14 protein-coding genes are annotated in these 12835 nt (G+C 44.9%); 3 read left to right on the top strand and 11 right to left on the bottom strand.

The genetic code is table 11. The features are described 5' to 3' along the window. Positions 1 to 81: 81 nt before the first annotated feature. On the top strand, positions 82 to 459 hold the full coding sequence (locus KNP85_RS02975) for a DUF3021 family protein (protein ID WP_214801257.1): 378 nt from the start codon (positions 82 to 84) through the stop codon (positions 457 to 459). A 52-nt stretch (positions 460 to 511) separates the two neighbouring features. On the opposite strand, the gene KNP85_RS15755 is transcribed toward KNP85_RS02975, so the two are convergent. From KNP85_RS15755 to KNP85_RS02945, 5 genes are all read right to left on the bottom strand, one after another. Beyond that, on the bottom strand, positions 512 to 2095 hold the full coding sequence (locus tag KNP85_RS15755) for a flagellin N-terminal helical domain-containing protein (RefSeq protein WP_251136192.1): 1584 nt from the start codon (positions 2093 to 2095) through the stop codon (positions 512 to 514). 141 nt (positions 2096 to 2236) lie between these two features. Continuing rightward, positions 2237 to 2590, bottom strand: a complete 354-nt coding sequence (locus tag KNP85_RS02960) for a flagellar protein FliT (protein WP_029595022.1) — start codon at positions 2588 to 2590, stop codon at positions 2237 to 2239. Further along, positions 2587 to 2961 (bottom strand): flagellar export chaperone FliS, encoded by a 375-nt coding sequence (gene fliS, locus KNP85_RS02955; RefSeq protein WP_214801254.1) that lies wholly within the window; start codon positions 2959 to 2961, stop codon positions 2587 to 2589. The genes KNP85_RS02960 and fliS overlap by 4 nt, the downstream gene beginning before the upstream one ends. Positions 2962 to 2975: 14 nt before the next feature. Then, positions 2976 to 4649, bottom strand: coding sequence for a flagellar filament capping protein FliD (gene fliD / locus KNP85_RS02950; RefSeq protein ID WP_214801239.1), 1674 nt, complete (start codon positions 4647 to 4649; stop codon positions 2976 to 2978). 11 nt (positions 4650 to 4660) lie between these two features. After that, the gene (locus tag KNP85_RS02945) at positions 4661 to 5017 is read right to left on the bottom strand and encodes a flagellar protein FlaG (RefSeq protein ID WP_214801236.1); all 357 of its coding nucleotides are present in this window, start codon (positions 5015 to 5017) and stop codon (positions 4661 to 4663) included. Between the two features lie 266 nt (positions 5018 to 5283). On the opposite strand from KNP85_RS02945, the gene KNP85_RS02940 reads away from it, so the two are divergent. Further along, entirely contained in the window at positions 5284 to 6159 is an 876-nt protein-coding gene (locus KNP85_RS02940; RefSeq protein ID WP_214801233.1) for an endonuclease, read from the top strand. An 84-nt stretch (positions 6160 to 6243) separates the two neighbouring features. On the opposite strand, the gene KNP85_RS02935 is transcribed toward KNP85_RS02940, so the two are convergent. The 6 genes from KNP85_RS02935 to KNP85_RS02910 form a co-directional block, all read right to left on the bottom strand. After that, a complete protein-coding gene (locus KNP85_RS02935) occupies positions 6244 to 7371 on the bottom strand; it encodes a flagellin N-terminal helical domain-containing protein (RefSeq protein ID WP_214801231.1) in 1128 nt (375 codons plus the stop codon). A gap of 165 nt (positions 7372 to 7536) precedes the next feature. Then, positions 7537 to 8916 (bottom strand): coiled-coil domain-containing protein, encoded by a 1380-nt coding sequence (locus KNP85_RS02930; RefSeq protein ID WP_214801229.1) that lies wholly within the window; start codon positions 8914 to 8916, stop codon positions 7537 to 7539. A gap of 142 nt (positions 8917 to 9058) precedes the next feature. Beyond that, complete coding sequence (locus KNP85_RS02925) at positions 9059 to 10351, bottom strand: methyl-accepting chemotaxis protein (RefSeq protein WP_214801226.1); 1293 nt, start codon at positions 10349 to 10351, stop codon at positions 9059 to 9061. A 123-nt stretch (positions 10352 to 10474) separates the two neighbouring features. Further along, the gene (locus KNP85_RS02920; RefSeq protein WP_251136190.1) at positions 10475 to 10798 is read right to left on the bottom strand and encodes a hypothetical protein; all 324 of its coding nucleotides are present in this window, start codon (positions 10796 to 10798) and stop codon (positions 10475 to 10477) included. A gap of 10 nt (positions 10799 to 10808) precedes the next feature. Then, positions 10809 to 11636: a GNAT family N-acetyltransferase gene (locus KNP85_RS02915; protein ID WP_214801221.1), complete on the bottom strand. Its 828-nt coding sequence runs from the start codon at positions 11634 to 11636 to the stop codon at positions 10809 to 10811. A gap of 58 nt (positions 11637 to 11694) precedes the next feature. Beyond that, the gene (locus KNP85_RS02910; protein WP_214801219.1) at positions 11695 to 12180 is read right to left on the bottom strand and encodes a hypothetical protein; all 486 of its coding nucleotides are present in this window, start codon (positions 12178 to 12180) and stop codon (positions 11695 to 11697) included. A 156-nt stretch (positions 12181 to 12336) separates the two neighbouring features. Between KNP85_RS02910 and KNP85_RS02905 the strand changes: the two genes are divergently transcribed. Further along, positions 12337 to 12834, top strand: a complete 498-nt coding sequence (locus KNP85_RS02905; RefSeq protein ID WP_214801217.1) for a hypothetical protein — start codon at positions 12337 to 12339, stop codon at positions 12832 to 12834. Position 12835: the final 1 nt, after the last annotated feature.

Genomic DNA, 12835 nt, shown 5'->3' with positions numbered 1-12835 from the left:
TTGCATCCTTACATCCAGATTGAAACTTTTTCCAAATCGCATCGTATAAGAAACCAACAAGCAATGGAAAGGACGATCTAGATGGTTTTTTTGAAACGAGGATTGGTTCGCGGCGTGACGTGGTTTGCGGTGTTCGGAGTGCTTGCAACGTATCAGTGGTGGAGCGGAGACCCGGAAGGTGCACATAATATGCTCGTCTATGGCGGAATGGCGTTCTTCCTCGGCCTGACAAGCGTCATTTATGAAGTGAGACGTTGGTCGTTCCCGAAACAGATTTTCATCCATTGGGCCACGATGCACGTGACGATTCTGCCGCTCGTCACATTCAGTGGTTTTCTGCCGGTGACGTCGTTGCAAGACGCTTTACTCACGTATTTAAAATTCAATGTGAGCGGACTGATTTTGTTTACCTTGTCCAGAATCCTGTTGAAAATACGACGACAAGTCAAAGCCTCATGAACGAAAAAAGCTCAAGGGCTTGGTGCTCTTGAGCAGTTTAATCCATCTATATTTAGCGAAGTAATTGAAGGATGGCCTCCGGCTGCTTATTGGCTTGCGCAATCATTGCCTGAGAAGCCTGTCCTAAAATATTTGATTTCGTGAACGCCATCATTTCTTTTGCCATATCGACATCTCGAATACGTGATTCAGCAGCTTGAAGATTTTCAGAAGACATAGTGACGTTCGCTACTACATGATCTAGACGATTTTGCCATGAGCCCATCTTTGTTCGTTCAGAAGACACGAGTTGGATGGCTTGATCTATTTTGCTAATCGCCTTACTCGCGCTCGACTGCATCGTAATGTCTAATGCATACTCTGCGTCTCGATTTCCTTCACGATTTTTAACGACACGTTCAGATGTGAAGCCCTCTTCTCCTTTTACCGTCGAGGTCAATCCAATTCGTGCGGCTCTCATATCATTCATGTCTAACTGAATAGATTGACCAGAATTCGCGCCAATTTGAAGGGTTATTTCTTTACCTCCGCGCGTCAATTTCAACTGCTTATATGTACCTTCATATGGATGGTTCTCTTGAATTGTGACAGAGGAACCAGACCAATGTGAATTAGATGTATAGGGGGAAGCGATGTTGTTAATTCCTTGAACAACTTCTGCAAATGAATTTACCACACCTCCCCACATAGAGGTGGCATGAGGATCAAATGACAATTCAAAAGATTTATTATTAAATGAAATATCTGAAATCCATTCGACTTTTATAATATCGCCTTTAATTAAAGGCATAATGTCTTTTTCGTTTAATTCGAATTTACCTGATTGCGGTGGAGGACCGCTACGTCCATTTCGAATCACATCAATCATATATCCGCTTGATGAACCATCCACGGCACGGAATTCCATCACTTGAGGTAGTGTACTCGTTTCTTTTCCTGTTCTTTGTTCCAATTGTAATTCCATAATACCTACTTGTACATTATAGCTCTTACTTAAATCAGGGTGACTCAAAATTGAATTCCTTAGAGATGGCAAATCATTAAACTCTTCCTGTCCCAATGGATAACTAGTCGATTTAGTAAATGTATACCCATCAATACTTAAAGTATCCCCATTTGAAAATCTCGTAGGATCTACTGATACTTTATACAGACCCCTTACTGCACCATGATGCCCAGGAATAGAGTGAGTTGTTAGTACTTCTCCTTCAGAACCGTGAATCCCTGTCAAAATAGCTTTAGAATTAAATGACGACTGATTGCCAATTCGATTTAATTCACTCGTCATCTCATTAAACTCTTTTTGAATCGCGCCGCGATCAGCTAAGTTATTTGTGTCGTTAGCAGACTGAACAGCGAGTTCACGCATACGTTGTAGAATTGAATGAGATTCGTTCAATCCACCTTCTCCAGTTTGAATTAAACTGATTCCATCCACAGCATTTTGAGCGGCTTGATCTAGGCCACGAATCTGAGCTCTCATCTTCTCAGAGATGGCTAATCCTGCCGCATCATCAGCAGCTTGATTGATTCGTAACCCAGAAGACAGTTTCTGCATAGCTTTACCGGCTTGACCTGTATTTATTTGTGATTGACGTAACGCTTGATTTGCATTGCTGTTATTTTTGATAATCATAAGAAATTCCTCCACAACATTCCATTCAGAATGATTAATATCCAAATCATCCCATTGATATTATCGGCTGGAAGTTCCTTTTTTTTAACGATACATCAATATTTTATTAAAATAAAAAAGCGCTGATATATTCAGCGCTTTTTATGTCTGTTGATCGAACAATCCTGAGAAGTTCGAATCGACGTCCTCGTATGGATCGACGTACGACTTGACCGTCTTCCGTTCTTGCCGCGCCGTCCCGAGCGTCATCCCGAGCCGTTGATGCTCGGCCTCAATTAAGCGTGCAATCTGTTGGCTGTCGTCGACGAGCTGACGAATCACCGTCTGGTCAGCGTCCTTCAAGTCCGGTCCGTGCGCCGCGAGCAATTGTTCACGGTCGTCAAGCAACTCATGGATTTGGTCCATCCATGTATCATACGTCGGTTCTTCCGGCACTTTCGCCAGCAAATCCTTTAGTCGTTGCGTTTTGAAGATAATCTCATCGATGGGTCTCATGCTTGCTTCGCGAGTTTCATCGCTTCCTTCCACGTGTCGCGGAGCTCCGTCGTGAAATCGAGCACTTCGTCGAGAATCGTCGTGTCGTTCTTGACGTTGGCATCGACGAGACGACGCCACATGTATTCATAAAGCGAGTCCAAGTTTGCCGAAATCGCAATGTCTTTATTTAACGTCAAACGCATCTCTTGAAAGATGGCCTGTGTCTTCTGGATATTCGTATTCTTTAAGTCTGGATTTCCTTGCTCAATAGCGAGTTTGGCGAGGCGCATGAACTTGAGCGCCCCGTCATACAGCATGAGCGTCAATTCCTGTGGGTTCGCGGTCGTGACCGCATTGTTTTGATATGCTGCATATGGGTTGGCTACCATTTAACTTCCTCCTCTTACATGCCTCCGCCTAAGAACTGTTGCAGTGAGGCGGCTTGCGAGTTCGCCTGGTTCATCGCCGTTTCCATCGCTGCGAAGCGACGGTAGTAAGCATTTTCTTTATCGACTAACAAATCGTTCAAACGCGTAATCCGTGTGTCGATTTGTGTCATCTCACGCCCCATCGAGTATGTCGGAGCACCAGCCCCTTCAGCTCCCGCAATTCGTGTAATAGTGGTACGTGAGTTAGTTGCCGCATCACGAATTTGAGGAAGTAATCCACTGTCTACATTCGTGAACAACTGGTAAACCTGTTCCGGATTATTCTCAATGGCAGCTTTAAGTTTCTCTTCGTCTAACTCAATTTTCCCACCATTTGTGAAATCTTTGCCGGTAGAAAGACCTATTTGAAATAATTGCTTCATTTCAACATCATTAGTATTTGACGTTGCACTTGACCATTTACTACGCATGGTGTCCATTGCACCTCGTACAATTGTATCCCCACGAAGCATTCCACTCATTGCTTTTTCTTCCCACTTTTTAATTTCGTCCTCGGACAATTCATCACGTTGCATTTGAGTTAGTGGCGTAAACGAACGGAAACGATCTTCACGAACTTTCTTGTTCATAAGATCAATAGTTTCATTATACTTGTCAACGAAAGCTTTAATATTTTCATAGACTTTTTGGGTATCAGTAGCGGCTGAAAGTGTGACCGGACCAGACAGAAATTCCGATTTCAACGTGACTGTCATATTATCAATAGTGACAGTGTTGGAACTCTGCGTCATTGGAATGCCGTTGACCATAAAACTAGCATCTTTTCCACTTTGAGGAGGCGCTAAAGGATCAATACCAAAAGTGTTTTTTGTCATAGTATCAAATTCAATAATCGCTTTTTCACCGGTCTGTTTTTGGGTGAATGACAACTTTCCAGAAATCGGTTCGAAGAATGCAGACACTCCTGATTCTTTTTCGTTCAAAGCAGTAACTAAATTTTCCATAGTTGCATCTTCTGCTACTTTGATTGTCTCAAAAGTTCCACCTTCGACTGAACGTATTTGAACCTGATAACCGGAAAAATATGTGGCCTTAGAACCCGCAGGCACATCTGAACCGTCATTCATTGTAACTTTTCCAGTCACCTCGTCATAAGTATAATCCGTTACGTTAATTGGTGTGTCTGTTGCATCTTTTAACGAAACGATTGCTCCTGGTTTTGGCTTGGGAGAGAGTATCCACTCTTTTGACGCCGTAGGTAACGTCACCTCTTGTGTAGCTGACTGCAAATTCATCTCAGCAACTTTTGTCGTCTTGGTTACTGCGTTTCCGTTTCTATCTTTCGGCTCAACAACTTGAGTAGCAGCAGTAGCTAGTTGATTCACAGATTCTATACGAATCGCTGTATTTCCACTTGATGGCCCCGCAACGACCGATACTCTCGATTCATCAGAAGAGCTTGACGTTTTCGCATAAAAATTTCGGCTAAGCATTAAATCCGAGGCACTATTACGGAGCGTCATGAGCGATCGATTAATTTCACGGTAAGCATCTCGTTTCCACTCAGTCGTCTGTTTTTTTTGTTCAAGTTTATCAACAGGAAGGCGTTCGACCTGCATTAATTGTTTGATGATGGTATCAGTATCGATTCCACTGGCTAGTCCGCCAAACCGGATTGGTGTCGTCATGATTGACCTCCTTATACTCGCTCATCAAAGAGCTGATTAAATTCCATAAATGCTGCAAAGAAGTCAAGTGACTTCTTACTCGGTATTTCGCGTATAACCTCGTTATTGGTATCTACAATTTGAATATAGTAATCGTTTAATTTTTCATGTTTCATGAACTTCAAACCGGTACGTTGTTGATTTAACACTTGATTTGCCTTCTCGACAGCCGCCTCTAACTTCGTGACGTGTTGTGGCGTCGGCAAAATGACGATGCCTTCATCAGCGAGCGCTTGTTGATTCGCTTCAACGAACACGTTTTTTGTTTGTTCATAAGGCAAGACAGAAGAAGGGAGGTGAAGCCGGACTTCAGAAATAATCGGATTCATAGATTTCTGCTCCTCTTTTCATTGTTCTCACGTACTATATCGGTTCATCACGTAATGATTTTCAGTTTTATAAGAACGAAAAGGCAACATAACAATATTAATTTAATATCTAAACGCTAGGTATCAGCTAAAAACACTTTCAATTCTTAAACTGAAAATCAGATTCCCCCCTATTCTTTTTCTACAACGGTGTTCCGACTATCAAAGAATAAAACCGGGAATAATAGTACAAGGTAATAATTATGAAGGGTAGAGGAGGATACCTGATGGAATGGGACGAACTGACAGTGTTTGAAAAAAGCCTACTATTAGGAACGTTACTAGGTGATGGAACCATTACGCGTTCAAAAGCCAAAGTCACTCCAAAAAACGGTCTTCAGTATCGCGAACATTTTTCAGTCAAACAAATGGAGTATCGCGAGTGGAAATTAAGAAGCGCACCTAGAATATTTAAAGGAATAAAAATAAGGAAGACAGGAACTAGTGCAGAACTATATTCAGAGAAAGATGATCTTTTCACTTGGTTACGTGCACAATGTTATGATGGTAGAAAGAAGCATATTCCGATTCGTCTATTGGAAGACTGTATTCATCCTGTTTTTTTATTAGCCCTTTATTTAGACGATGGTAGTCTATCACTAACAAAATCTACGCGTTCCAAATTAAATCAGATGATCATCACTCCACATATCTATCTTTATCTTCAAGCCTTTTATCCTGAGGAACTTGAAGTGTTAAGTTCATTTATAGCACGAACATTCCATCATCATTTCGTATTAAGTCGCCGTTCTGACGGTCACTTTTATACACTTCGTATTCAAAAAACAGAAGAAGCGATTCGTTTCTTAAATGAGTTCGCTCCTTATGCGTATGCCATTCCATCTATGCGTAAAAAACTCGATTGGGACTATCGATTACAGCTTGAACGAGAGCAACATCCAGACATGACCGTCATTTCCTCAAAAGCAAAAAATGATTATACAGCAAATGAAATCGAATTTATCATTCAAGCAAAACAAAATGGAATGACAGACGCTGCGATTGCCCAGCAGATAGGTCGTACTTACTGGTCTGTTGTGTACAAATGGCAAGACATTAAAAAAAATTATTTAAAAGAAGATAGAGGAGTCTATGTATATTAAAAAATGTCCGTCCCTCGAATAACGAGAGACGGACATTTTCGTAGCCTAGTTCTAGTGAATGTTGATTAAGAAATAGGTTAAATCTTAACGGAGAAGTTGAAGAACCGCTTGAGGCTGTTGGTTCGATTGGGACATCATTGCTTGTGCAGCTTGGTTAAGGATGTTGTTCTTCGTGAAGTTCATCATCTCTTTCGCCATGTCTACGTCACGGATACGTGATTCAGCAGCTTGAAGGTTTTCAGCTCCAACGTTTAAGTTGTTGATTGTGTGCTCGAGACGGTTTTGAACCGAACCTAAGTTAGCACGCTCATCAGAAACTGACTTGATAGCAGCATCAAGTGAAGTGATAGCTGTCTGAGCACTTTCTTTTGTCAAAATGTCGCTACTAACAATGTTCAATGCAGTAGCATCCATGTTTTTAATTGACAAATCGATAGTTTGGTTTGAGTTAGCACCAATTTGGAATTTAGCAGCTGAACCTGTAACAGTGATTGTTGAAGTAGCAGATCCATCGAACGAACCTGCGCTCAACGATGAGTTAGCTGTGAATGAGAATCCAAGCTTATCAAAGTTGACGTTAGCTTCGTTTGCACCTGTAGGCACTGTAACATCAGCTAATGTTTGAGTCGTAATGTTACCTGCAGCATCTGTGAAAGTTGCAGTTAAGTCAACTGCTGCACCTGTCCCAGCAGCAGACGTGATAGCAATCGTTCCAACTTGTGAGCCACCAACATTAAAGTTAGTCATCCCTGAAGCTGGTGCTAAATCTGCACCAGCTGTAGAAGTAGCTCCAAGGCCACCTTTTAACAGTTTCTTAGTGTTGAACTCTGTTTGATCAGCGATACGCGTTACTTCACTTTTCAATTGTTGGAATTCTTTATCAAGTGCAGCACGGTCATCAGATGTGTTAGTTTCGTTTGAAGATTGAACTGATAATTCACGCATACGCTGAGCAATTGAATGTGTTTCGTTCAATGCACCTTCAGCTGTTTGAATTAAAGAAATTCCATCTTGCGCGTTACGAGCAGCTTGATCCATACCACGGATTTGTCCGCGCATTTTTTCAGAGATTGCAAGACCAGCAGCATCGTCACCAGCACGGTTGATGCGAAGACCTGAAGATAATTTCTCCATCGCTTTACCAGTTTGTGCTGTGTTGAATGACATGTTGCGGTGTGCGTTCATCGAGTTAAGGTTGTGGTTAATAATCATTGTAATTTCCCTCCATAGGTTTAGTTTTTCCGCTCTTCCAAATCCATTTGTCCGAGCATACAAGGCTTAGGCCGGCCCCTCACCTTGTATTAGTTGGAACGTTTTATCGTTTCCATACTCTATATCGGAATGATAGGGGCAATGTTTAGTGGTGTCTCAATTTTTTTATTGTTTTTTTAACCAGTCGATTACCCGATCTTGACTAAGCTTGCTTCCACCGTCCTTGATTCGGCTAATTCGTTCCACAACACATCCCGAACCTTCATTTCGAACGTAAATCCGCCCAGGCAATCCAATATTAGTACCCCATTCGCACTCGTAATAGTGATGATCTTTAGTTCTAACAACATTTCGACGATACTTCGGTTTTCCCATTCGATATGCAATTTCCATCTCGATTAATCCTACTTCCAAACTCATACGCTCATTTGGGTCTTTCAATTGCCTGTAGTCTTTATAAAAAGTATTAGAAAGTTTTACATATTGAAAAATTTTATCAAATCCTCGTTCCATTCTTTGTTCTAAGTCCATTTTCTTTTTTAATTCTCTTGTTGTTGTTTCCCGCTCAAAAAATATTTCAGTTCGTTGCGCAATTAAATTCCCGTACTCAATCTGTAATCTCTCGCGCTCGTTCCACTCTTCATTCAACCAATTCTCAAGTTCCTGCATTTCTGCTTTTTGGCTAGTGACAATTTGTCTTTCATTCTCTAGCTGAGACATGTATGTATTCATCTCATCTTTGTATTTCGTTAATAGACCGTATAATTGTTCACGCTCCGAAATGACTTTCTCGTATTCAAGTCTCATATGCTTAATATCACTGAGATACTCTGTGGCACGCGATTTTTCTTGTTTTAGTAATTCCTCAAATTCACGATTTTTATTATTCTCTCGATACATTTCACGGTCAATTTCTTCTGATCGTTCTGTCACTTGAAAAAGTTGATCGGTCAACGTTTTAATGAGATGTTCGTAGTGTCGAACCGTGCTTTCACTTGCAGCTTCTTCAAGCTTTTCTTTATATGTTTGAAGCAATTTAGTCGTTCGTTGGTGTTCTTTTTGAACTCTTAGTCGCTCTTCTTGAAGTTCTTTTAACATCGTCTTAGATTGGTTCAAGCGATATTGAGTTTCGCTAATTATCTTCTTTGATTGATTTAATGTCTCTTCAAGCTTTTGTACTTTAACATTTTTTTCATCTAACTGTTTTTGCTGTGCCTGAACGTGACGAAGCAATTTGCCTACTATTTCATTTTTCTCTTTTAAAGAATTCGAGAGGTCATTCATTCGTTGCTGGTTCTTGTTAGAGTCTTTGTCTTTCAATTTTTGTTGCAAAGATTGAATTGTTTTTTGGTTCAATTCTTCTTTCTTTTTTAAAGACTCTAGCAGACGATTCTGTTTATCAATCGTTTGACTTTGTTCAATCCACTTGTCTTTTAGCTTCGTCCCCTTTTCATCCAAGTGATCAATCCATTTGTCTATAAACTGAGATGTTTCTTTAGAGTATTTTTCTATTCTTTCTTTCCATATGTCGATAGACTCATTCAAGTGATATCCCTCATTCTTTTTATGTACTACATTTCCAATTCTATTCTATACCAAAAAAATATCACATTGATTAATTTTACATAATTAGGTAAATATATGTTTAATACATAGAAAAAACGACCCATCACTGGGTCGCTCCTCCTTACGCTTCTACCTTCACTTGTTCCGTCTCGTTCTGCAAACTCTCCGCGACCCGGACGAGCTCCGTCATCGCGCCGTTCACTTCACCGAGACTCGCCGCTTGTTGGCTCGCCGCTGACGTGACTTCCGTAGCATACCGTGACGCTTCTTCGACCATGCCGACGATGCCGGCCGAGTTCGTGACGACCGAGTCGATCTGCCCACGCGACTCATCTAAGAGCGCATCGACCGAATGGACGTGGCTGTACACTTCGTTCGCCGAGTTGTGAATCGACGCGAACGCACCGCCCGCCTTCTCGACGAGACCAACGCCCGTCTCCACTTCCGCTTTCACGTTCGCCATCGATGACGACGTGTCGCCAACCAAACGTTTGACGTCGACGATCAAATCCGTGATCTCTTGCGTTGAGTTCGCCGTCTGTTCAGCGAGCTTCTTGACCTCGGCCGCAACCACCGCAAAGCCGCGTCCATGTTCGCCGGCGCGTGCCGCTTCGATTGACGCGTTCAAGGCAAGCAAGTTCGTCTGCGCCGAGATGTCGCTGATGACGTCCGTGATACGCGAGATTTCGCCTGTCATCTCCGTCAACTTGCTGTTGAGCGTCGACGACTGCTCGACTTTGCCGGCGATTGCATGCATCGCATCGACCGACGACGAGGCGAGGCCTTTGCCGCTCTCGGCCTCTTGTTGCATCTCACTCGCTGATTCGAGCGCAGAACCCATCTCTAGACGGATGTTCTCCATCGTCCGGGCGACGGCACCGAGCAAATCCATCGAGCTGTACGTCGCGTTGACGTTATTCTCAAGCATTTTGTTCAAGGCGTCCATCGCTTGACGAATGTTCTCACCGGCGATATTCCCTTCTTGAACCGCTGCCGCAATCTCTTGCGCCGAACCGGTGAGCTGGTCCGCCGTGTAGCGCATGTTCGTCCCTTGTTCCCGCAGGTGTCCGACCATGTTGTCCATCGACAGAAGCAGACGCCCCATCTCCGAACGGTCTGTCGTCGTCTCGTCCGCGAACACGACCGTCAAATCGCCGTTGCCGACCTCGACCGCCTTATCCGACGCCGACTCGATCGCCTTGAGCGGACGACGGGCGATCAAGTAGATGACGGCGCCACCAATCCCTGAAATAAGTAAGGCCACGGCCGTCCCGACGAGCATGACCTGACCTTTCGCCATCTCAAGCTCCGTGAGCAATAAGAGCGTGATCCAGCCGACCGCTCCGCCCGTGATAAAGGATGTGACCAAAATCCAAGCGAGCAGTTGGGTCGTAAAGTTTTTGAATAGCTTCACTATGAGTTCCTCCTCTGTGTAATTCATCACCTACTATATCGTCCGAATCCCAGCTTTTGTATAGCGTTTTCAGTTGAAGTTTTGGTCAATGAAAAAACGCCCTCGTCACCGAGAGCGTCTTCATTAAAAACGGTCATCTTCTTGTGTCATGTGCACCTGTTCGCGTGGGGTCATGAGCGCGTCGATTGCGAGTGCAATCGCGGCTACCCAGTGTAGCATCATGCCGAGGAACGGGATGAACCCGAGCACCGACGCCGTAATCCCGACGAATGCCCCGACCGAAATCCGTTTCAGCCGCGACAGCGACACGACGAGCAAGACGATATGGAACACGAGCATGAACCCAAGCGGCGTATAACCCATACTGATGATGAACAGCCCCCCGATTGTCGGGATGCCGAGGAAAGCCTCGAACGCGGCCCCGAGCCATTTCAAATTCCGAACCATTCGTCTCACCTCACAGTTCTAATAGATAGAACTCATAGCCGCCGTTTTCAGCGAACCCGGCCCGCTTGTAAATCTCGAGCGCGGCCTTGTTCTCCGTCTCGACGTCGAGCTCGAGCTTTGTCCGGCCCATGCGGAACAGTTGCTGGACCATCTGCTTCAACATCTTCGTGCCGTAGCCCTTGCCTTGCTCATCCGCCTTGACGCCGAACGCATGGATGCTACCGGCATCTTCACCCGAAAGGAGGGCACGAATGACCCCGACCGGACGACCGTCGACCTCACCGATGTACGTCACGCGGTCCGGCGTATCGATCTGTTGATAGATGTTCTCCGTCACGTCGACCGGGTCGCCGAACGCTTCAGAGAGCGTCTCGATGATGAGCGAACGGTCGGCGTCCGTCGCCTCGCGGAGCGACACTTCGTCCGGCTTCAAGAACAGCTCGGCTTTTTTAAGGACCAAGTTAAATTCTGAGAACTGATACGCCGCGCCGAGATGGTCTATGACCGCCTTGCCGTCCTTCGATTTGCGATCGATGACGAACGTGAACGCTTCACAGCCATTCTGTTTCGCGTCCTGCTTCGCCGTTTCAAAGAGCGCCTTGAAGACGCCTTGTTTCCGATAGTCCGGATGCACGAGCGCGTTCACTTCATACTCGTTCGGGAGATACGGGAAGAGCACCATATAGCCGACGAGCGTGTCGTCATCATAGACGGCGTAGTCGTTCTGACCGACCGCTACGTGTCCGATTTTCACGTCAATCTTGTCATGTGCGTTGACAGCTTCCTCGAGCACCTCTACTTGTTCTGCCTGTCTCACTTCTTCTACTGTCCAATTCATGAAATCACCTCACGTCATATTGTAGCATAACCGAAAAAGCCCGCCGTAGCGGGCGGACTCATAACGTCCGGAATTCAAGCTCCGGTAATATCTCGAGCAGTTCGGCGATCTCATCCGTGTGCGCCTCGGCACCCGGGACGGCCTCGGTCGGTTCGACCCAGAAGAACGTCTTGTCGCTCGCACCGAGGTAGTTGCCGTAGCCGACTTCCTGGGCGAACGCCTCTTCCGATAGTTCACGGTCAATCAAGTCCAAATGGAACAACAACTGGTCGTCGCCGTCCTCGACGTTATAGTAGAGGTCGAACGTGCCGTAGCTGTTCTTGTCGCCGACATCGACGACGTCCTGCGCCTTCTCGATATAGACGTCCCCGCGCTCAATCGCCTCGACGATTTTCGATGGAAGAATAATCTCGTATCCGAGCTCACGGTCACGGATCGTCTGCGTCGTATCGTCAGTCCGCCCTCTGGACGAAACGACACCGACCGTTGCGACGAGGGCACCCGTCACGCCGAGCGCGACCGCCCACTTCATTGTTTTGTTCATATGGATTCACTCCTCTTTGGTCTAGCCATGAGACGATTATCGCATAAAATGACCATAAATCATTAAATATTCTGAAAAAATGTTTAGGGATGCGTTGACGCACGTTCCGCAATCCCATACGATAAAAGTATCGCATTATAGAAAAGAGGAACTGACATGTCAAACGAACAACAATTGTCACGCGCACAGCTCGACGCGCTCTTAAAGAACGTCTTTGCCCTTCAAATCCCGGTCATCGAGAAGTTCATGACCGACCTGTTCAGAAAGTATGTCTCGACGGCGTCCACGTTCAAACAGGACATGGACACGATGAAAGCGACGGAATGGCATAAGCAGTTCTTCGGTCAGAAAGTGATGCCGCACTTGTTCATCGAGAACCTTGGCTTCGGCGCGTCGTTCCGTTACCAGGAGCAAGACAAAGTCGTCAAAATCCCGGACAATATGACGGTCGTGAAACCGGACTCGGACGACCAGATCGAAGAGATTCTCCAAAACCTCGACAAGACGATGGCGTCGATGGACAACATCAAAAACAAAGGACTCGTCAAAAAGTTCTATAAAGAGACGCTCGAACTCATCTGCCAGCTCGGTAGCCGGACTGGGATGATGGACGAGTTTTATGAGCAAGTCAAAGGAAGCTTGACGAAAGCATGAC

The sequence above is a fragment of the Exiguobacterium sp. s194 genome (assembly GCF_018618275.1).
Lineage (GTDB): Bacteria > Bacillota > Bacilli > Exiguobacteriales > Exiguobacteriaceae > Exiguobacterium > Exiguobacterium chiriqhucha.
This window is presented reverse-complemented; position numbering and strand designations above follow the sequence as displayed.